Annotated in this window: 15 protein-coding genes and 2 pseudogenes; 4 read left to right on the top strand and 13 right to left on the bottom strand. The window is 44.5% G+C overall.

Annotated features, from left to right (window positions below; translation table 11 throughout):
- Positions 1-347: 347 nt before the first annotated feature.
- Positions 348-2255, top strand: a complete 1908-nt coding sequence (locus ACMA1I_RS05980; RefSeq protein WP_337067382.1) for an ATP-dependent DNA helicase RecQ — start codon at positions 348-350, stop codon at positions 2253-2255.
- A gap of 75 nt (positions 2256-2330) precedes the next feature.
- On the opposite strand, the gene ACMA1I_RS05975 is transcribed toward ACMA1I_RS05980, so the two are convergent.
- Together ACMA1I_RS05975 and ACMA1I_RS05970 are read right to left on the bottom strand one after the other, a co-directional pair.
- A complete protein-coding gene (locus ACMA1I_RS05975; protein ID WP_337067381.1) occupies positions 2331-3092 on the bottom strand; it encodes a hypothetical protein in 762 nt (253 codons plus the stop codon).
- 423 nt (positions 3093-3515) lie between these two features.
- The gene (locus ACMA1I_RS05970) at positions 3516-4817 is read right to left on the bottom strand and encodes a DUF4861 domain-containing protein (protein ID WP_337067380.1); all 1302 of its coding nucleotides are present in this window, start codon (positions 4815-4817) and stop codon (positions 3516-3518) included.
- Positions 4818-5302: 485 nt separating this feature from the next.
- Here ACMA1I_RS05970 and ACMA1I_RS05965 point away from each other — a divergent pair, with 485 nt between their 5' ends.
- Together ACMA1I_RS05965 and ACMA1I_RS05960 are read left to right on the top strand one after the other, a co-directional pair.
- A complete protein-coding gene (locus tag ACMA1I_RS05965; RefSeq protein ID WP_337067379.1) occupies positions 5303-6550 on the top strand; it encodes a bifunctional 3,4-dihydroxy-2-butanone-4-phosphate synthase/GTP cyclohydrolase II in 1248 nt (415 codons plus the stop codon).
- Positions 6551-6745: 195 nt separating this feature from the next.
- Positions 6746-7426: a hypothetical protein gene (locus ACMA1I_RS05960; RefSeq protein ID WP_337067378.1), complete on the top strand. Its 681-nt coding sequence runs from the start codon at positions 6746-6748 to the stop codon at positions 7424-7426.
- Positions 7427-7596: 170 nt separating this feature from the next.
- Here ACMA1I_RS05960 and ACMA1I_RS05955 read toward each other — a convergent pair whose 3' ends face one another.
- From ACMA1I_RS05955 to ACMA1I_RS05945, 3 genes are all read right to left on the bottom strand, one after another.
- Entirely contained in the window at positions 7597-8367 is a 771-nt protein-coding gene (locus tag ACMA1I_RS05955; protein WP_337067377.1) for an ABC transporter permease, read from the bottom strand.
- 7 nt (positions 8368-8374) lie between these two features.
- Positions 8375-9265, bottom strand: coding sequence for an ABC transporter ATP-binding protein (locus tag ACMA1I_RS05950; protein ID WP_337067376.1), 891 nt, complete (start codon positions 9263-9265; stop codon positions 8375-8377).
- A gap of 108 nt (positions 9266-9373) precedes the next feature.
- The gene (locus ACMA1I_RS05945; RefSeq protein ID WP_337067375.1) at positions 9374-10156 is read right to left on the bottom strand and encodes a hypothetical protein; all 783 of its coding nucleotides are present in this window, start codon (positions 10154-10156) and stop codon (positions 9374-9376) included.
- A gap of 448 nt (positions 10157-10604) precedes the next feature.
- Here ACMA1I_RS05945 and ACMA1I_RS05940 point away from each other — a divergent pair, with 448 nt between their 5' ends.
- Positions 10605-11237, top strand: coding sequence for an HAD family hydrolase (locus ACMA1I_RS05940; protein ID WP_337067374.1), 633 nt, complete (start codon positions 10605-10607; stop codon positions 11235-11237).
- An 85-nt stretch (positions 11238-11322) separates the two neighbouring features.
- Here the strand turns inward: ACMA1I_RS05940 and ACMA1I_RS05935 are convergent, their stop codons facing one another.
- The 8 genes and pseudogenes from ACMA1I_RS05935 to ACMA1I_RS05900 form a co-directional block, all read right to left on the bottom strand.
- Positions 11323-12804, bottom strand: coding sequence for a PQQ-dependent sugar dehydrogenase (locus ACMA1I_RS05935; protein ID WP_337067373.1), 1482 nt, complete (start codon positions 12802-12804; stop codon positions 11323-11325).
- Positions 12805-13176: 372 nt separating this feature from the next.
- The gene (locus tag ACMA1I_RS05930) at positions 13177-13695 is read right to left on the bottom strand and encodes a cupin (protein WP_337067372.1); all 519 of its coding nucleotides are present in this window, start codon (positions 13693-13695) and stop codon (positions 13177-13179) included.
- Positions 13696-14163: 468 nt separating this feature from the next.
- A pseudogene (locus ACMA1I_RS05925) lies at positions 14164-14325 on the bottom strand (recombinase family protein); the annotation flags it as partial.
- Positions 14326-15015: 690 nt separating this feature from the next.
- Positions 15016-16698 (bottom strand): RagB/SusD family nutrient uptake outer membrane protein, encoded by a 1683-nt coding sequence (locus tag ACMA1I_RS05920; protein ID WP_337067371.1) that lies wholly within the window; start codon positions 16696-16698, stop codon positions 15016-15018.
- A gap of 9 nt (positions 16699-16707) precedes the next feature.
- Complete coding sequence (locus ACMA1I_RS05915; RefSeq protein WP_337067370.1) at positions 16708-19902, bottom strand: TonB-dependent receptor; 3195 nt, start codon at positions 19900-19902, stop codon at positions 16708-16710.
- 71 nt (positions 19903-19973) lie between these two features.
- Positions 19974-20075 (bottom strand): annotated as a pseudogene (locus ACMA1I_RS05910) (IS1 family transposase); the annotation flags it as partial.
- A gap of 304 nt (positions 20076-20379) precedes the next feature.
- Positions 20380-21639: a DUF2264 domain-containing protein gene (locus ACMA1I_RS05905; protein WP_337067369.1), complete on the bottom strand. Its 1260-nt coding sequence runs from the start codon at positions 21637-21639 to the stop codon at positions 20380-20382.
- A 113-nt stretch (positions 21640-21752) separates the two neighbouring features.
- Entirely contained in the window at positions 21753-22991 is a 1239-nt protein-coding gene (locus ACMA1I_RS05900; RefSeq protein ID WP_337067368.1) for a glycoside hydrolase family 88 protein, read from the bottom strand.
- Positions 22992-23552 lie beyond the last annotated feature (561 nt).

The raw sequence follows: 23552 nt of genomic DNA, 5'->3' as shown, positions 1-23552 counted from the left end.
CTGGTGCGGTGGCCACAGGTAGTTTCATTATAAAGCCTTGGCTTAGGCAGCAAATGCAAACATGCTGGCACATGAAGTCAGCCATGCAGTTTGCTGGTAAATATAGGTTATAGGCTACTCTTACTACTGACGTTTCGAAAGGTTATGTGCCGGATTAAACGCAACAACAGTTTCAGAATTATTCTAATGAAAATGCCCTTCCGGAGGCATTTTTACCTTCCCGGTGGCAAGGCTTGGGTCAGGTTCTAGTTATTTCGGACGCACATAACCCACTAGTCATAATTTTGAATTTCTGATCTTGTATTACCTGGGAGCCTTATCTTTGCACAATATATTTCCCTAAACCAGTGCAGGACATTCACCACATTCTTAAAACTTACTGGGGCTATGAGCAATTCAGGCCTTTGCAGGAGGATATTATATTGTCGGTGCTGGCAGGCAAGGATACGCTGGCGCTGTTGCCGACTGGCGGCGGCAAGTCAATTTGTTTTCAGGTGCCGGCGCTGGCGCTGGAGGGCATTTGCCTTGTTATTACGCCCCTTATTGCCCTCATGAAGGACCAAGTGGAGCAACTGAATAAGAGGGGAGTGGCTGCAGTAGCCATTTATTCGGGTATGAACCGCCGCGAGATTGACATTGCCCTGGATAACTGTGTTTTTGGGAACACAAAGTTTCTGTACCTCTCGCCGGAGCGACTGCTCACCGACTTGTTCCAGGAGCGGGTGAAGCGCATGAAGGTAGGCTTGCTGGCCATAGACGAGGCGCATTGTATCTCGCAGTGGGGATACGATTTCCGGCCGCCTTACCTGCAGCTGGCCGACCTGCGCCAGATACTGCCTGATGTGCCGGTTATTGCGCTCACTGCCACTGCCACCGAACAGGTAAAGCAGGATATTCAGGAGAAGCTGCAGTTCAGGCAGCAGCAGGTGTTTCAGAAAAGCTTTGCCCGGGCCAACCTCTCTTACTCCTGCCTTTATACCGAAGACAAAGTAGGGCGCCTGCTGGAAGTGCTGCAGCGCATGCCGGGGCAGGCCATTGTGTATGTCCGTAGCCGTAAGCAAACCGTGGAGCTGGCAAAGTACCTGCAGAGCAAGCGTATTGCCGCTGCCGCTTACCATGCCGGGCTCAAGTTTGAGGAACGAGGTGCTGCCCAGAGCGCCTGGATTCAGAACAAGATACGCGTGATCGTCGCTACAAATGCCTTCGGAATGGGCATAGACAAGCCTGATGTGCGGCTGGTGGTGCACCTCGAGCTGCCAGAGAGCCTGGAGGCTTACTACCAGGAAGCAGGCCGGGCCGGTCGCGATGAAAAATACGCTTATGCGGTAGTGCTATACGGACCAAACGATGTGGCGGACCTGGAGCGGAAAGTAACGGAGGCGCACCCACCGCTGGAGTTTATCAGGCGGGTTTATCAGGCGCTGGCAAACTATTACCAGTTGGCCGTAGGAAGTGGCGCCCTCAGCAGCTTCGACTTCGATCTGCAGGATTTTGCAAAAAGCTATAAGCTAAAGCCGCTGGAGGTACACCACGTCATCAAACGGCTAGAAGGCGAAGGCTATATTCAGCTAAACGAAGCCTATTACATGCCCTCGCGGCTCATGCTCGTAATGGATAGTATGAAGCTCTACGAGTTTCAGGTGATTCACCCGGAACACGAGGCGCTGGTGCGTATGATCCTGCGCCTGTACGGTGGCGAGGCCTTCAGCAATTTTGTGAAAGTATCAGAGAAAAAGCTGGCGCAGCAGGTGCGTATTCCGGAGGAGGACCTGCGCAGGAAACTGGAGTACCTGCACAAGTTGCAGGTGCTGGTATACGAACCGCAGCACGATACGGCGCAGCTGCTGTTTACCCAGCCGCGCCAGGATGCCCTGAACCTGCCGCTGGACCACGCCAAGCTAAAAAGGCTGCGCGAGCTGGCCCTGCTAAAGGTAAAAGAAATGGGCCGCTACATAGAAACAACCGACCGCTGCCGCACACAACTGCTGCTGGAGTATTTCGGTGAAATCAGCGACAAGAGCTGCCGCATTTGCGACTATTGCCTGGCTCAACGTAAAAAGGAGCGTACCCGGCAGGAGCAGGAGGCGCTACGGAAACAAGTGCTGGAACTCCTGCAGGAAAAGCCGCATTTGCCCAAAGAGCTGGTACAGCAGTTCGAACCTAAGCACACCGAAGCAGTAACAAACCTGATTCGTGAGATGGTGGATCTGGGTACAATCAGGTATCAGGAAAGTGGCAAACTGGAGGTAGTGTAAAGGCTCCGGACTACTTTAGACCTATCGCCTAAGAACATAGATTTTTCTCAGAAAGGGTCGCGTACTAGAAAAAGTTTATTTCCTGCCGTTTTTGGCGGTAATGTTGCTTCCTCCGACGTTTATAACCACACCAAGCGAGAAAACAGAGTAGGCTGCCGTTAAATAATCGCGGTTTTTAAGGCCGATGGTAGTGCCACTGGTATATTGCAGCTGCACCGAAGGGTTTAGGGTAAGGCGGGTGTAGAAAATGGGCTCAATAAAAATGTTATCTTCGGTAGTTGCTGCCAAGCCGTTAATTTTGAAATCCTTCATGTTGATGTAGCTGCCGCGTATGGCAGTGCCATAGTTTAAAGGGTATTCCCGGCTAAACACTTTAAGTGATTTCTTTCGCTTGGAGCTGAAATTAACCTGCACAAAATATTTGCTGAAACTAGCCTCGTAGCGGTCTGTTAGCAACTCGCCCGTTTTGTTTTCCTTTTTATCGATACGGTCGCTGCTGCCACCGCCAAGGCCACCGTATACTTCCAGCACGCGGTTATTATCAGGACCGAAAGTCGTAAAATAGCCACCTGCGGCTTCTATCAGGTTATGCCTGAAATCTCTTTTTCGGCGCTCGGTGTTTAGCATGGAGCCGTTTACCTGCACCGCAAAATGATCTGAAACGGCATACGCCGTATTAAACGTGACATTGCCTTTGGGCGTAATATGACCAGCTGCACTTAATTCGCCTTTCTCGGTAAACATGGGTACGTTGGGTACATTGGGCATGTAGGTAGAGACACAGCCAGAAACCGATACAAGGAGAAAAAGAAAAAGCAGGTAATAAGGTCGTTTCATATAATAAATTCTGTAGCCGTAGTGCCAACGGCTATTATATAGGCGAAGTTAGTGCTTCTTTAAAATAAATTGAGCCTCAATAATACTATACAAAAACGTGCATGTCCAGCTATTTCAAAATTATTCCGTTAATGTTGTGCTGCAGCTGGTTAATTTCTGGTGTTACAATTTGCAACAGTAGATGTGTTTTTATTGTGTAAAGATCTGAAAGAAAGGCCGGTGTAGAGCAATTGATGCTGTGTGTTGCTGATTTGCCTTTGTCCTGTTCCTTAAATAGCAAAAGCTCCTCCCTTTCTTACTTAAGAAGTTGGGAGGAGCTTTTATAAGAAACTTACAATCTAATAAACCTTTATTTTTTTACGTCATACTGGCTTCTTCTAAAAGAGGTAAGCCAGGCCTGCGTATGCGGAAAATAGCAATAGTTTATTTTACCTGCACATGAACTTCTGCATCGATCTGCTGCGTGAGGTCCTGTACATATTTCCGGAAGTAGTCAAGGTTTTTAAATTGCTCATCGCTCAGCTCCCAGGCGCCAACCGCATAGTAGGTTATAGGCTCGTTTGCCTGCACCTTCATTTTGGCAAACCAAGCCTGCGACACAGGGCCGGTTTTAGGAGAAGCAGTATAGCCCTGGTAGGCACTCTTAGGTACAATAAGGGCCAGAGGTAGTAACCATTCTCTGTTATAAGTTTCGTTGTCGTGGGTGAACAGCACCACCCAGTTGTCTCCAACCTGTATTTCTTCAAGCGGAAAGGTTTCGTCCAGGTTATTCATGCCAATGAGCAGAGTTTCGTCGCCTTGCAGGCCATCTGTAACTTTAACAGTGTTTTGATAGGCATACATGCCGGGCGTAATGGCAGGGTTTTCAACAATGGTATAGCTGCGGTCGGTGTTGGCTGGTTTCCAGTTGTTGTACCTTATCTCCATTCTGGAATGCACAGGCCCTCGTGCCAGTATCTGAAAGGAGGTACTTTCTACGTTATTAACCGTATCGCCGGCAACAATTCCCAGGCGCGGATAGTTTTCGCCTATTTTCAAAGCAATGCCGCCAATACCCACCGAGCTGCCAACAGCCATTATATCGCGGCCCCAGTCGTGCATAACATGGTAATTATCTTCCACCGCACCGGTTTTGCTAATACCTACGCTGTCGGGCGACATGGCAGCTGTTTTCTTCCCGAAAAGATCTTTTGAATTGCGGCCATCCAGGTAATGCCTGAAGCCGACTTTGTCGTTTTCCCAGGTAGGGCCGTCGGTTTGGTAAGGCTGGAAGCCAGTTGCCTTCTCCATTTGGTTTGCATAAATGGTGTCGCTGGTGGCGGGTTGCAGCGGTATATCTTTGGCGCTGCGCTTGCCGAAGCGAATATTAGTGCGAACGGTATATTTAGGCGACGTTTCTACCCAGCTAAGTTGCAGCACCTGCTCCCCATTGGCTGGGAGGTTTGTAACCAGAAAAAGCTGATCCCACTGGTTGTCGCCATCCAGATCGTCGAGTTGGGAGGCAATGGTGTCGCCGTTCTGTGTGAGCAGGAGAGGGTAAGCCTGGCCTTCGGGGATATTGGGAAATTCACTTCGCTTAATGGCAATTGCTTTATCGCTCAGGGCAATAGAAGAGCGGTTATGGAGAGTAATTTCCTGCGCATCGGTTGTCTTAGAAGACTGGCAGGAGAAAAGCATGCCCCACAAGCAGGCAAGAGAGAAGGCGGAGATTCCTTTTTTAATCATGCAGTTAGCTATTATTAAAAAGTTGAAACATTGGACGAAGCCACAATATAGTCAGAGCGATATTAAAATTCATCCTGTTGGATGTAATTTGCCGGAAAGGCAGCAGTTTAAATGCCTAAGCTGCTTGCACCATGTTGCCAGTTGCAAGAATGAATAAAGCAAATATTACCCTAAAGGTGAAAAGAGTAATTAGGGCTCAGGGAGGCTGTTTTCATTAGAAGAATTGTACATGGCGGTTCTGGCGGGTGGTCCCAGTAGAGTCAGTTCAGGTGATTATGTAAAAGATAAACAAACAGTCCCTTTTCAACCTGCCAATCAAAACTAGATAGGAGAAGAGGCCGGTCTCTAACTATTTCTGCTCCTAATGTGTTATGAAATAAAAAGGGATTGCGGCTTAATCTTCATAGATTTGTATTGCAATTCAATTTTCAAAAAATTAACTAATAGGCAGCTGCTCCTAGAGCAGAGGCTATATTATACTATATATGGAAGCTATCGAAAAGGAAGAAAAGCCAATTTTTAATACCATTGAAGAGGCCATAGAAGCAATTCGGCAAGGCGAAGTCGTGATTGCGGTAGATGATGATGACCGTGAAAACGAAGGTGACTTTATTTGCGCAGCAGAAAAAGTGACTCCCGAAATCATTAATTTTATGGCGACACACGGGCGAGGCCTTATTTGTGCCCCCCTTACCGATGAGCGTTGCGAGGAACTGGGGCTGGAGCTGATGGTCGGCAAAAACACGGCCCTCCATGCCACGCCTTTTACCGTGTCGGTAGACCTGATTGGCCATGGCTGCACCACCGGCATATCGGCCTCAGATCGTTCTAAAACCATACAGGCCCTTATTAACCCAAGTACCGATCCTAAGTCGTTAGGTAAACCTGGCCATATTTTCCCGCTTAAAGCAAAGAAAGAAGGTGTGCTGCGGAGACCGGGCCACACAGAAGCAGCTGTAGATCTGGCTCGTTTGGCAGGTCTGGCTCCGGCCGGTGTGCTGGTCGAGATCCTGAACGAAGATGGTTCTATGGCCCGCTTGCCCGACCTGGTGAAGGTGGCCAAGCGCTTCAACCTTAAGCTCATTACCATCAAAGACCTGATTGTGTACCGGCTAAAGCAGGAAAGCCTGATCACTCGTGAAATAGCCATACAGCTGCCAACCGACTTCGGCGATTTCGATTTGTATGCCTTTACGCAGCACAGCAATAAGGCGCACCACCTGGCACTTGTAAAAGGGACCTGGGAAGAAGATGAGCCGGTGCTGGTGCGGGTACACTCCTCGTGCGTTACAGGCGATATTTTTGGCTCCTGCCGCTGCGACTGTGGTCCGCAGTTGCACGAGGCCATGCGCATGATCGAGCGCGAAGGCAAAGGCGTGGTGGTATATATGAACCAGGAAGGTCGGGGCATCGGACTGCTTAACAAGCTGAAGGCATACAAGCTGCAGGAGCAGGGCCGCGATACCGTAGAGGCAAACCTGGAACTGGGCTTTGGCATGGATGAACGCGACTATGGTGTTGGCGCGCAGATATTAAGAGACCTGGGTGTAACCAAAATGCGCCTTATTTCCAATAACCCCAAAAAACGTATCGGCCTGATTGGGTACGGACTGGAGGTAGTTGAAAACGTGCCTATAGAAATAATACCAAATGTGCACAACCAAAAATACCTCACTACTAAGAGAGACAAGCTTGGACATACCATCCTTAGCAAACTTTCTCTGAATAATTAAATAACCCATCTGGGTGTGGAGCCTGAGCGTTAGAATTGTTACTGTTCTGATGCTCAGGCTCTTTTGTTTGTTTTTTTTTCATACTGACAGTAACATTTTTTATTATTTACAATATAATAAAGCATGTTGTGAATAGAATGCCTAAGGGCTAGGTTGGAAAACACAATGTTAAGTGTGTGTAAGTGATGCTGGCTTATGAAAAAAATAACAAACTTGCTACGCCTTTTCGTAGCTTTCGTCCTATTTGTAATGATGGGGCTTGAAACATATGCCCAGAACAGATTAGCCCCCGATGTACAGGAATGGCCGGTGGGCGAAGTTGTACTCTTAACAGGTGATACCCTCCAGGGGCCTATTACCTATTACCGCACAGAGGATGTGGTGAACATACAGCAACCAGATGGTACCCTTAGGGCGCTCTCACCGGTAAATGTCGATTATTTTAAAGTACAGGAGTCGCCCGATGCCTACACACGGTTTTTCGTGACCTATAACTGGGACTTAAACAGATCTTACAGCGATTTCCGGAAGCCTACCTTTTTTGAGCGAATGAATAAAGGGCCTGTAACCCTAATTACCCGCGAAACCTATATTAACAGAGATTTGTCGAGCCGAAGCTTTTTGGCGCGTGGCGGAAATTACGATCCTTACTATGCTTCAGGCATGCCTAATTATGTGCAGCAGGTGGTGCCAGTATATTACATCCTGTTCCCGGATGGCGAAATAAGAACGCTCCGTAATGTTAAAAAGGACCTGCAGCGAATTTTCGGCAAAAAAGCCTCGGAGGTGAATAAATATGTGAAAAAGCACCGCCTCTCTTACGACAAGCTACATGGCCTAATAGCTATTATTAACTATTACAATACCTTGTTATAGTGCGGTTGCCAAAGCAGGTAATACCTGCCTCTGCATCAATTCTTTTATTTTACTGAAGCAGCCAAGCTGTTCCTGCCAGTTTAAAAAAATCTTCTTGGGTGCTGCACCTCTTCATAAAAATTAGTCTGGTGCCTGTAGAAATAGGTTTAGGTTGCTGTATGCTTAACTAATTACATATCGCGGAGCTTGAGTAGGAGGTAAGAAGCTGCCAGGTAAAGGCCAATGTAGAGCAGAGCCGGCAGTAGCGCCCATCCTGGCGAAAGTAGTTCTGTTGGGCTGGTGGCCTGATCAAACATTTGCTGCACCGGCATGGGGGTGAGGCTGGATAAGACTTTGGTTGGAAAAAATTTGTCGATGCTGTCGGGTATCTGCGACCGGATGATTGGCTCCAGCACCAGTACATACGCTACAAAAGAAATTATAGCCAGACCACTTTTTTTGAGAATTACGCCAAACAGCATCGCCAGCGCCATAAAGCCTACCGCCTGTACAAAATAATAAAAAAGAGCATCGAGGTGTCTCATCATACTGCCTACAGAGGTATCGATGCTGCTTCCCACTCCGAAGATAAAGCCGATTATCAACAGAAAGAGAGTAGCAACTGAGGCAAGCGCCAGCATAACATAAAATTTGGCTAGCACCAGCTCCACCCGCGACAGCCCATCTATGAGTTGTTGCCTAAAGGTGCGGAAGCTGTACTCATCTGCTACCAGTACAATAATCAGAATGCCCAGTAGGGTGTTAAAAAAGCTGGAGATATAGGTTAGGTTTAACCAAATGCGCGGAAACTGATAATAGCTGGAGCCAAGGCGGGCATTGTTTATGGTAACGCTATCCACAGAATAGAAAATGAGGAAGACGAGGAGCATAAAAATGCCGAGTATAGCCCAAAATGTCCGGTAAGGCAGTACTTTATATAACTCTAAACGAAGTAAATGCATGGGGTGGTTAATTTTTGATGATCTCCATAAACTGGGCTTCAAGGCTTTTTCGCCGCACGATCAGCTGCGATAACACAATGTCTTGTGCAAACATATCGCGGTTAATGTCGAGGCTGGTATAACCTTCGTCGAGCGTCAGGACGATGCCTTCTTTTTCCGGCTTGAACTGCAGCACGTACGGCAGGCGCTCCAACAGTTGCAGCACGGGCGCCAGCTCAGGGGCAGTGATCAGCACCTGCTCGTTGGCAGAAACAATTTTCCCTACCGAACCGCTGGCCATCAGCTTACCCGACCGTAAAACCGCCATGTGTGTGCACACTTTCTCTACCTCATCCAGCAGGTGACTTGCCAGAATAATGGTTTTACCCTGGGCCGCAATACGCAGAATCAGGTCGCGCACTTCGGCAATGCCTTGTGGGTCCAGCCCATTTGTTGGCTCATCGAGCACTAGTACTTCAGGGTCTTTCAGCATGGCGGCACCAATGGCTAGCCTTTGTTTCATGCCCAGCGAAAAACCTTTAAAAGGAGAGTTGCTTCGCGTTCCAAGGCCAACCAAGTCCAGCACATTATTTATGCTGGCATTGTCGGCCCCCTTTATATGCGCTACAAGTTGTAGGTTGCGTTTAGCCGTTAGGTAAGGGTAAAAGTTAGGCGTTTCGAGCAGGGCGCCCACCCGTTTTTTGGTGGTTTTACTGATGGGGCTCCCAAACCAGCTAAAGCTGCCACTGCTTGGCCGTATCACATCCAGCACCATACCCAGAGTAGTAGTTTTTCCGCTGCCGTTTGGTCCAAGCAAGCCATAAATGCTGCCTTCTTCCACCTGTAGTGTCAGGGCATCGAGGGCCTGTATGCTGCCGTACCGTTTCGAGAGGCCGTTAATATCTAGAACTGTTGCCACAAAGGTTCCTGTTAAGTGTTAATCGTCGGCTGAAAAAGCGATGAGAACAAATATAGAGTTTTTAATTTGTTGGCGGATTAATTTGGCGAAAATACCTCTACTATAGCTTTACCTGAACAGGATCGCTCTGTTTTGTTTCGACAGGTTAAATTGAAGGGCAAAGTTAAGTTGTACCGGTTTGTAGGCTAGTTCCGGTCTTGATATTTTGGCGCTGTAAATAGCCTGAGTTTGAAATTTTACCCATTTAAATCCAACTCGCAGCGTAAAGCAGGGCTCTACAAATAAGTGGGTGTGCTGGTCTACGTTAGCAAGCTGGTTGTGCTCCAGGTACCAATCGGAGTAGGTTGTGCTTACATTCCGGAACTGCTGGGCCACTAGCCGACTTGAAATTGAGAGTTCAACTACATCTTCAGAAAGGCCGATAGTTGGTTGAATAAATATTTTTCTGTTATCAGCTGAAAATAGTCTGTGCTGTTCCTCCGGCTCATCTGATGTATTACCCACGAAAATCGGGTGATTGTGCAAATGCGTATGTCCAAAGCCTGCGCCGCCGTACACTTCCATAAAGACTTTTTCTATAACTGGCCGATAGTAGCCAACGGCAGCTTCCAGGTTGTAGCGGTAAGGCTTGTAGGTATGCGGAGTGGTGTTACTGCTGTCGCTGATGGTCCATTTTGTTCGGTTGTAGCTGCCGTTTGCCATTACCGCTATATGATCTGACACAGCATAGGCAGCCTGCAGGTTATTGGGGTTTAATACCATTTTCAGGTCTCCTTTTTCCTGCATGAGCGGCACGTTTTGCATGGTAGGTGTGTACACCACGCTGCATCCAGATGCCAGGAGCAATAGCAGCATGTAGAACAAGCTTATCCGATGTAGGGGGAGCGCCATATAATCTCTTTTATGTATTTGTTCAATGCAAAGATAAAATATAACTAAAAATATTATAACGCAGAAGCTATTACAACCTTACATGCAGAAGAAAGTGAAGATTTTAGAAGTATGATTAAATTATTTAAATAAAAATGGCCTTCGGGAGGCTTATTAGCGAAAAATGTTACAGGGCTTTTACAGGTAACTGCTAATCTTCTAGGTATTTACCAGGGGAGTTATACCGGCCGAAGAAACCAGGTGACTGGGCTAAAGCTATGGCCGCTTTACCTTAATCGCAAATTATCAAATTATAATCTTCATGCACCGGTCCTTGCAACATTGAGGTTGGTTAGACAGTAAAATCGTAACTTGCAGCCGGAGGTACAAATACCTTCTGTCATTTTTCATTTCTACCTTTTGCTGCTGCTGGAAGCAGTGGCCTGGGTAGGACAACTTAATTTAAATAATGCTTAATAATACAGATAGTATCATTTTTGACTTGGATGGCACGCTTTGGGATGCCACCGGCACCGTAGCCAAGGCATGGCAGGCAGCAGTAGATAAGGTAGACTACGTACAGGATGAGATAACCCAACAGAAGGTGCAGTCTGTAACTGGCATGGCCTACGATGCTATTTTTGACAAACTGTACTCATACCTGAGCACCGAACAACGAAATAATTTTAAAGCCATTTGTGCGAAAGAGGAACTGGAGTACATGAACGCACAGGGCGGACACCTGTACGACGACCTGGAGAAAACACTTCAGGCATTGAAAAAGAAATACCGCTTATTTATAGTAAGCAACTGCCAGACGGGTTACATCGAAACTTTTTTGGAGCACAGCAAGCTAGGTGAGTTGGTGGAGGATCACCAGTGCTACGGCACTAAAAGCTTGCCTAAGTCAGAAAACATAAAGGAAGTGGTGGAGCGAAACCAGCTAAGAAACCCAGTATATGTAGGCGATACGCTAGGCGATTATGAAGCAAGTAAAGCAGCTGGTGTTCCCTTTATTTACGCTAGCTACGGTTTTGGAGAAGTACCGGGTTATGATGCCCGCATAGATCGTTTTTCTGATCTGGAGAAACTGTTGGAGTAAGTAAAGCATTAGGAGTTATGGTGTTAGAGTTGGGTTGCTTGTGCTGCTCCCTCTACCTCATAACTCCTAACGCTTTTTATGATGCCTACTCTACAGGAACCAGCTTGTACACATGGCCGGTTTCTACGCCCACATATAAGTACCCATCGGGGCTCATTCTTACTTCTCTTATACGGCCTATATTCTGCAGAAGCTTTTCTTCGCTCACAATTTTGCCGTTCTCTATTTTGCACCTGCTCAGGAACTTGAACCTCAGTGAGCCCACCATCAGGTCGCCTTCCCAGCCTTTGTAGCGGTTACCTGTTACAAAGGCCATACCCGATGGCGCAATTGAGGGCACCCAATACCAGATCGGGTCTTCTATGCCAGCCTGTTGTGTTTTGTCTGTTATGGGCTTGCCGTTGTAGTTTATGCCATACGATACTACAGGCCAGCCATAGTTCTTGGCCGGTTTTACAATATTTACCTCATCGCCGCCACGTGGGCCATGTTCATGCGACCATAACTCGCCAGTTTGAGGATTAAAATCGAGGCCCTGGGGGTTGCGGTGGCCATAGGAGTAAATAGAAGGCAAGGCACCTTTCTGATTAACAAAAGGATTATCGGAGGGAATGCTGCCGTCATCTTTAATGCGGTGTACTTTTCCCAAGTGGCGGTCCAGCGTTTGTGGGTTCTCCTTTTCGTTTCCTCGTTCTCCTACTGTAAAGTACAAAAGGCCATCTTTGCCAAACACCATGCGTGAACCATAGTGGTGCCTGGTTTCAGAATAGGGCTGGGCCTCGAAAATCACTTTCTGCTCGGTAAGCTGGTTGCCACTGAGCTTGGCCCTCATAATGGCCGTAGTAGAAAGCGTTTTGCCACCTTCCTGCTTTATGGCGGAGTAGGAGAGGTACACCAGGTTGTTTTTGCTGAAATCAGGGTGAAGTGCCACATCCATCAGGCCACCCTGCCCTTCGGCGCGTACGGCAGGTGCTCCCTGAACGGGTTGCAACTGCTTGTCTTGTGTAACTCTTGAAAACTTACCCGATCGCTCCGTTACCAGCAGGTCGCCATCAGGCAAAAAGGCGATGCCCCACGGTACGCCAAGGCCGCTGGCAACCGTTTCTAACCGGAATTTCTGGCTTTCGGAGGTATATACTTCCCGGGCACCCTCATTCTCATTAAACGAATAGGCCTCTACCGACTGTATACCTTCTTTTATGTAGGTGGCCAGTTCCTGAATTTCGGTATCAGAAAATGTTTCGGCAAAGGCAGGCATGCCGGCCGCTGGAATACCTTCTTTAATAGACTTAAAGATTTCTTCTGGCGTGCTGCCATATTTCCACTTGCGATCGGCAAAAGTTACCGCGTTTTCGCCGTGGCAGCCGGAGCAGTAGCTGGCAAAATTTGTTTGAGCTTTCCGGGCATCTTGCTCTGACAAAGCTACGGCACCAGCGGTTGCGGTTGTGATTGCACTACCCGTTGCTGTAGCAGCAGCGGAAGTGGTGGTGTTAGTAGAATTGGCACAGCTCCCTAGACCGAATAAGGTGAAGGCCAACAATGGAAGAATCAGGTTGTTCTTGCGCATAAAATTATAAGTAGATCTGTAGTTAAGCGTGCAGTACGCGAGTATTTAAAACTGAGCGCAAATTATTCAAATGAAAATAATCTTTAAGCAGATGTCAGACAGCAGAAATTAGATGCTAGCATTTTTCCTCTTGTCTGCTCTGCCCAGACACTTACAGGAACTGCGCACGCTGCCTGGCCTTACCTGCTGGTTTTATTACCCGCTAAACCAATTCTTCTAATAAAATTGGCCTTCAAGCGCTATTCTTAGCACTTTTAGTGACAGGTTTATGGTATGTTTGGCGGCAGTGTTGCAGTAGCTGATATTATCTGAAAGCCTGTTGCTGTACCTAAAACGGCAAAACTGGCTATAAGATACAGCTGTAAACTGGCTTCAACCTTTTTTTTGCCAGTGCTTTAGCAAGGGGCCGGTTGCACCGGCCACAGGATCGGTGGCGGGAAGGGGAACACGAGCTATGTTTTTTTGCTTTTCGGCTACATAATCAGATTCCGTGCAGATGTCGTACTCTACCTGGCCCTGTGGGTAGGCACCGACTACTACAAAATCAGATGAAGCTGTTTTTTTGCAATGACCCGTTCCGGCAGGCAACACCACCATATCGCCGGCAGTTATTGTCAATTCGTGCCCTTGTGGACCGCCTAAAATAAGGGTAGCCGTGCCTGCTGCTACTCCCAGCACCTCATGAGCTATACTGTGGTAGTGGTGGTAGTTGAAAACACCATTGGTCCAGGTGCCAGCCCAGTTATTTCTCCTAAAAGCCTCCTTAAACTCATGCTCCAACTTGTTGCTTTCCGAAAACACCTGCCAGTACAGGAGTAACGGTAGCTCCGGGTTATTGGGTATCTTCTGGTCCGGAGAAAGAAAAATAGGCGTAACGTTTATAATGTTCATAAGAGTTGACTACAGCTGCTTAACATGTAGATAAAACGAAGAAAAGAGATTTTGTTTACGTGGTGTAGCCGGAATAATAAAAGACAGTGCTAGTAGCTGCTGTGGCAATGTTTTTATCTGAATGCGTGTATTGTTGTCCGCTTTCTGAAGGAGCTTTCTTGCCGCGTTCATACAACACCTGTATGATGTGGTGCAGCCAATAAACAGGTAGTAAAGAGGACGCTCTTTGGTAACTCCTCCTAATACTTTGCCTTTATTAGGTACAAGCTTGCTGCTTAATGTAATGGATGTAGCAGTAGCAGGTGGCCCGGCCGATGTCCGGGGTCTGTGCAATCTGTTCCACTATCCTGGTGCCCGAGGCAAAGAGGGTATTGGCAGGCCTGCCTTCCTCCATAGCCGCCTTGAAAAAACCAGCAGGTCGGCCTCCTTTTCTACCCCGTGACCTGGTTGCGTCTAGTCTAGTCCCTCTTAAGTCCGCTCCCGAATAATCTGCCGCTCGAACTCTGCCAGAGAGGCAAAAAAGTTGAAGGTGAAGCGGCCGTTAGGCGTGGCCGTCTTGATATCATTCTGCAGGATCACAAAATCCACTCCCTTTTGCTGGAAGTCTGTCATTAATTCACTCAGGTCCTTAAGGGATCGACTAGTCGGGCTTCCACACCACTACGGTGTTCCCGCTCCAGCTCTGGCCGCTCTTTTTTTTCCTGCCTCACTTCTTCTCTCTTTAGAGTTGCTCACATCTGTATATGTTTAGGGCAGCTGTTTGCAGCTTTTAATCTTGGGTGGAGACCCTTTATCTTCATGTTTATCTCACTTACTTATCTCAACTACACACAAACACTTTAGATATATGAGACGGCAAAACGGGAATCAGGAACTTCTTTTTGATCATCAAAAAGCTAGATGTAAAAATTGATACCAAGCTACGAGATTATCTCAAAAACGGCCGTATTCTAAGAAAGATCTTGTCCAGACGATGGCAGACAGCAACCAATACTACTGCTGTTGGTTGAGACACGTTTTGTTTCTGTTTGGTTTTGGTGAAGGTGTCAGCTTCCCAATTTTAGAACTTTCTTAGAGTATAAACCTTACCTGCGGCAGAGATCTATAAAAAAGTAAAGCGGTATAGATAAGTCTCTACACCGCTTTATGGTATTCGATTTGCACTAGCCTATATGCTCAATGAGTTTGTCGCCTACTCCTATCTAAAAAGTTTGAGATGAGTCATATTTGACCAGACTTATTTGCACATCATAAATATAAAATTAAAATATGGGAATATTTTTTTACTTAAACTACACTATTCCACATTGTTGAAATGATTTATCTTGGATAACCAGGATTCTGTTCTAATTGTGCACCGCGGTTACCTTCTATCTCATCTGCTGGTATCGGCCAAAGATTAAAATGTTCACTCATTCCCTGGCTCACATAAAACGGGTTGTATTTCATAACGCGGTTGTACAATAAGCCTAAACGCATTAATGTAAGTCTACGTTTTTCCTCCAAACCGAGTTCGCGCATACGTTCATCCAGAATATAATCTATATTTAACTCTGCAGCAGTTACCGCTGATGCTTTTGCTCTCATACGTACAGCATTAACATCATCAGCGGCAAGTTGGGGTTGGCCATTTGCTAAATATGCCTCAGCTCTAAGCAAATAGGTCTCTGCCAGTCGCACCATATATTGATCGGTATAGGTTGCTCCTGCACCACCAGTAAGTCCATATGGTACCGTAGCTGGTGTTCTGATTAAGCCCGCCGGATGATTATAAGGGGTTGTAACTTTGGTTGGATATGCGTAAAACTCCCTTCGCTTTGGTGCTATCTCGGTTGACCATACGGTATCACGACCTATCCTTTCTGCAATAATAGCCAGCGCACTAGAGTTATCTTTGTTGTATACTCTAACAAAGTTGTGGTTAGCGTTTCTAATGTCGTTAACAAAATCAGGATTGCTTGCATTTTCACCCCATACCGTATTTTCAAAATAATCAGTAGGTATCCCCCAGCCAATACCGCGACCACCAGTGTAATCTCCAACAGGCCAGGAATTGAAAGGCGCGAATCTTAATAAAGGTGCAAAATGTCTTTCGGCTAAATAAGAATCTGCCATACCTCCAGATACTATACCACCTCCCTGAATATCTAATTCAAATTGAATCACCCATAAAGCCTCAGTGTTCCCACCCGTCCTGTTTTGGTTTCCGCGTCTAAACAAATCCCAATACACATCGCCGGGAGTTTCATTGGAACGAGTACCGAAGCGCGACTGCATAAGTGCCGTATTAGGATCATCTATAACTCTGGAAGTAGCCTCAATGGCAGCTGTAGGTTGACCTAAAGCTAGATATGCTTCTGCTAAATAATGGTAGGCCACCACATTGCTTACTCTACCATCTCTAACCTGGTTAATACTTGGCAGATTTTCAGCAGCAAAGGTTAAATCTTCTACAACTATAGTTCTTAGGATTTCTTCTTTGCTGGCACGTACAAAATCAACTTTAGGAGAAGTCACTTCATCTAAAACCTTAGGTACCCCGCCATACAAGGTTACTAAGACATTATAAGCGAACCCTCTGAAAAAACGAGCCTGAGAAACAATATCCTTTATTTCTTGTTCGCTCATCTGCGAATTTGGAGCTCTTCCTATAATAGCATTAGCCTCGGCTATGGTTTTGTAAAGCAAATTCCAGTGTACTGTTGGAATGACACTTGCAGGATTGTAAGCCTGTACCATATTACCATGCCGTATGATGCTTCCTGGCTCACCATCATAAACAAGGTCTGTACCGTAGAGAAAATCGAAAGGCCTTTGATCATCCCTGTTGTAAAATTGTCTTCTAACCAGGAAATATAAATTATTTACAGATGCATTGAAATCTTGATAATTTGTATAGGCATTGGTAGAACTTAAAAAATCCTCTGGTTTTTCGTCCAGGAAATTATCGCTACACGAACATATAACGGTAATAATTGATATAACTATTAATAGTTTTTTCATGATAGTATATTATAATGTTAAATTAAGACCAACGGTATACGCTTTCAATACTGGTCTTCCATCTCGTGATAATCCTACCCCATAAATATGCAGAGTTGGATCAGGATTTCTGGTTTCTTGAAATTCAGGATCCCAACCTCTCCACTTTGTCCAGGTGGCCAAATTCTTACCACTTACAAATATGCTTAAGTCTTTGATTGCAAATTTTTCTAAGAGTGATTTATTGAAATTATAGCTTAAACTTACATCTTGTAATCGTATAAAGCTCCTGTTTTCATATCGTGTTCCCGCGATAGCAGGCGCTCCTGCAGACAATGCATTTAAACCATTAGGATTCTGTGGAGACCAATAGTCAATACCACTTAGGTGATTTAACCATAAGGTATTTGCATCCCTGTACAAAGCATTATTGTTTGGTGCTATAAAGAAATTGTTACCACCCTGAACAGAATTGAAGAAGATATTTAAAGAAAAGTTCTTGTATGAAAAACTATTTAACAATGATGCTCTAAAGGCAGGATCACGTGTACCTAATATTTTCCTGTCATCTGCCTGTGTAATTCTTCCATCATTGTTTTGATCCACAATTCTGTAGTTACCTGCTTGGTATCCAGGAAGTATATTATCCTCTCCAATCTGATAGATGCCATTAACTTCATAATCATAAATGGCGTTGATAGACTCACCTATAAAGAGTCCGTTTTGTATTAAATTATCTTCTACACCATCTCCATTTGAATCTTGACCGGTAAGTGAAAGGATTTTATTTCTATTTGCTGAGAAGTTAGCTGTTGCACTCCAGGTAAAATCATTTGAGCGCACAACAAAACCAGTAAGCGAGATCTCTATACCTTTGTTTTGAACCTCACCCAAATTAGATTGAATGCGATCAAAACCGGTTATAAAGGGAACCCTAGCAGCAAATAATAAATCGTTTGTTATATTGTTATAAACATCAACAGTACCAGTTACGCGGTTTGAAAATAGACCAAAGTCAAGCCCGAGGTTAAGGCCAGCCGTTTTTTCCCAGCGCAGATTAGGGTTAGGCAGAGACGTTAACTCCTGACCGAAGGCAGGACCTGCACCATCGCCAAATACATACGCTGGGCGTGTAGTTAATCGTGCAAGCGAGCTATACCGTGGGGTTTGGTTACCACTGATTCCATAACTTGCTCTGACTTTAAGAGTGGTTAGCCAATTTACATCTTGCATAAAGGCCTCGTTAGAGACATTCCAGCCAAGCGCTGCAGAAGGGAAATAAGCTGTTTTTTGATTTTCAGCAAAAGCAGAAAAACCGTCTCTTCTAATTGTACCGGTAAAGATGTAACGCTCATCAAATTTATAAATCAAACGAAACATCTGGTAATTCAACCTTTCGGTATAAGCTCCGGAATTTGCTACAGGAATAGAACCTACACTAAGGTCATTATACCCTAAAGTTAATCTATTAAAATTTCTTACATACGTATCCGTCTCTTCTTGTTTGCGCTCTATAGCACCGTAGAGTAATGTCGCACCAAAATCGTGCTTTCCAAACGTACGGTTATATCTTAGGATATTATCTAATGTATAATCATTATAAAACCGGTTAAGTTTTCCTGCATCACCTACCAGCCCAGCTCCGTAAATGCTTGATCCGTATAGCTTATCGATCCTGTAATTATTACCAAAATTTAAACGGTAGGAAAGTCCTTCTAAAAAAGGAAAATTTATCTCTGAATATAAGTTGGCAAAAAGGTAATCATGACGCTCATAATCTTCTGTATCATAAGCTAAAAAAGGATTTAGCTCTATAGTACCGGAAGGATTAGGTATTAAGTTACCGTTTGCATCATATGGTTCCAGTAATGGAGAGGCTGCACGTAATTGGAAAAGATGTGGCTCATCACCATCCTGATTTATAAAAGAACCAAAAGCTTGAACTCCTACCTTCCACCAGTCAGTAGCATCTGCATCAAGATTTATGCGAGCATTCTTTCTGGAAAATTTATCATTTTTAATTATTCCTCGCTGCTCAGTTGATCCTAAAGACAATAAGTAACTAATTCTTTCAGAAGCACCAGCTATGCTAACCTGATTTTCCAGGATGTAACTGTTCTGTGTACCTTCACCCCACCAATCGAAATCAGTAGGTTTAAAATTGCCTGGATTATCAGGATCTTCTAAGGTAAAGTTCACATTGGCGCCGGGATTGTTTCCAAAATACCCCTGATAATTTGGGTTTGGAGTCGTGAATGAAGGTGGCAGAAATTCATATTGATACAGCTGTCTGTTAAGATAATCTATATACTCTTCCCTACGCATTGGTCTTAAATTAGTCGTAGGGCTTAAAGTTGCGTACGAAGAATTAATCGTAATTCTTGGTGCCTGATTTCTTTTACCGCCTTTTGTAGTAATTAGAATTACACCATTAGCTGCCTGCGCTCCATAGACTGCTGTTGAACTTACATCTTTAAGAACATCGATAGATTCAATATCATTAGGATTTATTGAGGATAAGGATCCATTATACTGTATCCCATCTAAAATGATCAGTACATCCTGATTTCCACTTAAAGAAGATCTGCCCCGTATACTTATTTCAGGTGTAGCACCTGCAGCGTTTACCTGACCAACATTTAATCCTGGAACAGTTCCCTGCAAACTCTGGGCAATATTAGTGTTTGGTGCTTGCCTGAAAGCTTCAAGATTAGCACTGGCTACAGCTCCTGTTACATCACTTTTTTTCTGGGTTCCATAACCTACTACCACAACCTCGTCCAGTGCCTTGGCATCTGAGCTGAGGCTTACATTGATGACAGCTCTATTTCCTACTGCTACTTCCTGTGTTAAGTAACCAACAAAGGAGAACACTAAAGTGCCTCCTCCTGAGGGAACCGTAATAGTATAACTTCCATCAACATTAGTAGGCGTAGCTATTGATGACCCTTTTAATAACACTGTTACACCAGGCAAGCCCGCACCACTTTCATCTGTTACTTTTCCGGTTACAGCCAATTCCTGAACTGCTGATATCCCTCCTGTATGCCCTGGATTGGCTAGAGCTTTATCTAAAAATTTTGCTAAGGAGCTTTTTCCAAACTTGTAATTAGATTCATCCCTGCTTGCACTAGAGTAACTGTGCGCTACTCCCGGGAGCGAGACACAGCATGCTGCAAGAGCCAGGCTGTACCTTCCCAAAAAATGTGTAGTTATTCTTTTCATACATTCATCATTTTTTACTTAACCAAGAAATAAATAAACTAACGGTAGTTCCTTAATGGTAATACTAAGTTTTAGTTTGCGACAAATGACTTAATAGCCATCAAGTGTTTGTCAAACTTTTTTGAGAAAGAGAGCGCCTTTCTCACCAGCCTTGCACATCTCTGCCTGAGAGAGCAGAAGCAGCCTGAGGCATATAAAACTTAACTTATATCTGTATTATTTATAATGATATAGAATTTAAGTAGTCGTCTGTAGTTGACAGACTAATGCTCGTCAACCCTTAAGACTACAAAGAACCTCCTTGTTGATTCTTGAGACTCTGCGTCATTCCTAATTATTATCGAAACGTGTTAACAGCCAAGTAACATAATTGCCACAATTGATACTTTATTCCTGGAGATCATCTTATCTTAGCTTATGATATTGTTGAAAACACTCATTTGTTATTAATACTAATTCCCTCCACAAGCAGAATAATTAGTCCCTAATGGCATGATCTATAGGAATTTGCTGTCCACTCCATATTTTTTTCTGCGTCCATGGTTTTGTAGGATTTGCCCAAAACGGATCTTCTGGAGCAAGTCCAAGTACAAGAAATGCTTCTGAACATAAATAAAGGCTGCCAGTGGAAATGTATCCTTCACCTATGCTCGGCTGATGGCCAAAAAAACCAATGCGCAACCAGCCCTTTTCATCGAAGGTTCCAGGGGCCTCTACTTGCCTCTTTATAACAGTGTATAATGCCGAGCGTACCTGTGCGGGATCGATTTCTCCAGGTAACTCTTTCCACAAAGCAACCTGGGAGAGTAGTTGAAAAGCGCCAAAACGGTAGGCCAAAGAACGACCAATTGGCGGGTAGGTTCCTTCCGGTGATATTAGCCTCTCCTGAATAGCAGCGTATCTTCTTGCCCTGTGTTTAACACGTTCAAAGTCTTTTTCTCTTTCATTTCTGCTTTCCTTAAGAACTTTAAGAATGTCGAGCATCATCGGCTGAATTACAAAACTATTATAATAATCCCAATGGAACTCCCGTCCGTCTCCATACATACCATCAGCAAGGTACCACTCCATATGCTTGTTTAAGGCGTAATCTATTCTTACCATATCTGCTTCGCCATCAAATTTCAACAACGCAGCTTCCACCATTCCGGTAAAAAGCAACCAGTTGCTATAATGCGGCTTTATGACGCGGGAAGACTTTAAAGCTGCAAGTACATTTTGCTGTGTCTCTTTAGAAAGCCGCCCCCACAATTGATTCGGAGCTCTTAATAGGCCCTGGGCCAAAAACGCAGCATCTACCAGCGGCTGGCCATCCTTGGTAAAATTCATAAAATCCGGAGATTTGGGATCAGTGGCATTGTGGATACTCTTCAGGGCCAACAGTATATACTTTTCTCTAAGCTTTCCTTCCGGCGTGTTGTCAGGACCTAACTCCAGCCAGGGAGCCATTCCAGATAAAAGACGCCCAAAAGCTTCCAGGTAAGTAACATGCGTGCGATCATCCCAGGCACCTGGCGATTTCTCAACAGGCATCCTCTTTTTTAACTCGTTTTTGCTTAATGCTTCTAACACAGGATCAGCAATTTTAACAAGTGTAGACACATAATATTCTCTTACCTTCGGCTCTTTTTTACTAGGAGGGTGCTCATTTGCCTGTCCACTATGAGACATAAAAGCAAACCAAAGAATAATGACTATACACTTTTTTATGAAACGCAGGTCTATAAAATGCTTCATTATCATACTTGTTAGGGTTCTGATTAAATCTTTATCCTTCCTGACCTTCGGTCTGAACAAGAAAGACTTTAATTTATGGCATGCCACGTCTACTCAGTTATTTCTTCTGCTCCTTACTTGCCATATTCCAGGTACCTCTTCAGCGCCTCAACATAATAATAATCGCCATAGGTTAGAGGAACATCTACTTCGGAATTTGCAGGAAGACTGCCAACACTATGCTTCAGGATAAAGCCGCCATTCGTACCTGGGGCTGCCAAATATTCAGGGGTAGACAAGGTGCGAATTATTTGCTCTGCAATGTTAAAATACTGTTCGGCCTTATCACCCTCTACATATGTACTGAGTTCTAACAGGGCAGATGCCATGATGGCTGCAGCGGAAGCATCACGTGGGGCATTCGGAATATCCGGAGCATTAAAATCCCAGTAAGGTACTTTATCAGAAGGCATATTAGGATGGTTCAGCATAAAAGCTGCTATTTTATTAGCCTGCTCCAGGTACTTCTTATCGCCTGTCTCCCTGTACACGTCGGTATAGCCATACAAACCCCAAGCCTGTCCTCTGGCCCATGCTGATTCATCTGCATAGCCCTGAGCAGTTTTTTTCTCCTGTACACTGCCGGTCTTTGGGTTATAATTTAACACATGATAAGTGCTGTTATCTTCACGGAAATGGTTTTCCATGGTGGTATTAGCATGTTTCACCGCAATGTTATAATAGGTTGAATCTCCGGTTTCCTTAGTGGCCCAAAAAAGCATGTCCAGATTCATCATATTGTCTATGATCACCAGAAAGTCCTGAGGCTTGGATTCCCATGACTTAATTGCCCCAACATCCGCATTGTAACGACTGATCAGAGATTGGGAGCTTTGGATTATGATATCTTTATGTTCAGGAGTTGGATTTATGCGATTGGCATTACCAAAGCTGTCAAACATCATAAACCCCAGATCGTGCGTTTTGGTATTAAATTTCTCCTTTTCCAGCACGGTCATAATCCGGTTTGCTTCCTGAAGCAGCTCCTTATCTCCTGTTACTTCATAAAGATACAATAAGGTTCCAGGATAAAAACCGCTCGTCCACCATCCCGAATCGCTGGTTTCCAGCGAGTCTTTATCTGCATAATAAGTCTTAGGAAATCGTCCTTCAGGGAGCCTGTTCCTTAACACCTTATATTGTGCGACAGCTTTCTCCAGATTTTCTTCAGCAAGTTCCTTTACCTCCTTGTCCGGAGTGATTTTTAATTGCTGTTGTACATTTTCGCTGCTGTTACTGCTACTGCTACAGGAAAACTGTAGCCATGAAAAAGCAGCCAGAAATAACATACTGTACTTGTTGTTTAAGTTCATATGTAAAATAAAGGTTTATAATTAAGGTGTCTAACTAATATTTGTTATGTAGATAAATTGAAATCATTAAACAAAACAGCTGTTTCTATCTATTTTATACCGATAGCTTTCTTTAAATAATTCATTTAATCTATCTACTGTCTCAGGAAGTAAGTTCAAGAAGAATTATTTACAACCTGTCTAATTGCAAACTTCATAATAAGAACAGATACTACAGGGGCACAAATCAGCTAATAAAGGGGCACAAATTGACCAATAGCCCCAAATAGCTTTTATTGTCCATTTTTCTAGGGTATTTCGTGGAGTTTACTAAGGACACATATCAAAAAACAAGTTCTTTAAACATATATGGTAGGCACAGGATATGATGAGTGAAAGTCGTTAAAAATTAATGATCCACACCAGGATGTCTTACTTTAAGATTCCCTACTAACTCCAGAAAATCATAAAAATAATTTTTTGCCCTACTTTCAGTCATTTTTTATTTGCTCATAAATTTGGCTATCTTAGAGAGGCATAATTTTATGGACCTAAATGAACAAAAGCACTCTTTTAAATTTT

Source organism: Pontibacter sp. 13R65 (genome assembly GCF_047525655.1).
Lineage (GTDB): Bacteria > Bacteroidota > Bacteroidia > Cytophagales > Hymenobacteraceae > Pontibacter.
The sequence above is the reverse complement of the archived record's forward strand: the minus strand, read 5'-3'. Positions and strand labels throughout refer to the sequence as shown.

What these genes read in the sequence shown, in the direction of transcription:
- ACMA1I_RS05940 (WP_337067374.1), top strand. Translation starts at nt 10,605, where the DNA reads ATGCTTAATAATACAGATAGTATCATTTTTGACTTGGATGGCACGCTT.
- ACMA1I_RS05920 (WP_337067371.1), bottom strand. Translation starts at nt 16,698, where the DNA reads ATGAAAAAACTATTAATAGTTATATCAATTATTACCGTTATATGTTCG.
- ACMA1I_RS05915 (WP_337067370.1), bottom strand. Translation starts at nt 19,902, where the DNA reads ATGAAAAGAATAACTACACATTTTTTGGGAAGGTACAGCCTGGCTCTT.
- ACMA1I_RS05900 (WP_337067368.1), bottom strand. Translation starts at nt 22,991, where the DNA reads ATGAACTTAAACAACAAGTACAGTATGTTATTTCTGGCTGCTTTTTCA.
- ACMA1I_RS05905 (WP_337067369.1), bottom strand. Translation starts at nt 21,639, where the DNA reads ATGAAGCATTTTATAGACCTGCGTTTCATAAAAAAGTGTATAGTCATT.
- ACMA1I_RS05945 (WP_337067375.1), bottom strand. Translation starts at nt 10,156, where the DNA reads ATGGCGCTCCCCCTACATCGGATAAGCTTGTTCTACATGCTGCTATTG.
- ACMA1I_RS05960 (WP_337067378.1), top strand. Translation starts at nt 6,746, where the DNA reads ATGAAAAAAATAACAAACTTGCTACGCCTTTTCGTAGCTTTCGTCCTA.
- ACMA1I_RS05965 (WP_337067379.1), top strand. Translation starts at nt 5,303, where the DNA reads ATGGAAGCTATCGAAAAGGAAGAAAAGCCAATTTTTAATACCATTGAA.
- ACMA1I_RS05975 (WP_337067381.1), bottom strand. Translation starts at nt 3,092, where the DNA reads ATGAAACGACCTTATTACCTGCTTTTTCTTTTTCTCCTTGTATCGGTT.
- ACMA1I_RS05930 (WP_337067372.1), bottom strand. Translation starts at nt 13,695, where the DNA reads ATGAACATTATAAACGTTACGCCTATTTTTCTTTCTCCGGACCAGAAG.
- ACMA1I_RS05970 (WP_337067380.1), bottom strand. Translation starts at nt 4,817, where the DNA reads ATGATTAAAAAAGGAATCTCCGCCTTCTCTCTTGCCTGCTTGTGGGGC.
- ACMA1I_RS05955 (WP_337067377.1), bottom strand. Translation starts at nt 8,367, where the DNA reads ATGCATTTACTTCGTTTAGAGTTATATAAAGTACTGCCTTACCGGACA.
- ACMA1I_RS05935 (WP_337067373.1), bottom strand. Translation starts at nt 12,804, where the DNA reads ATGCGCAAGAACAACCTGATTCTTCCATTGTTGGCCTTCACCTTATTC.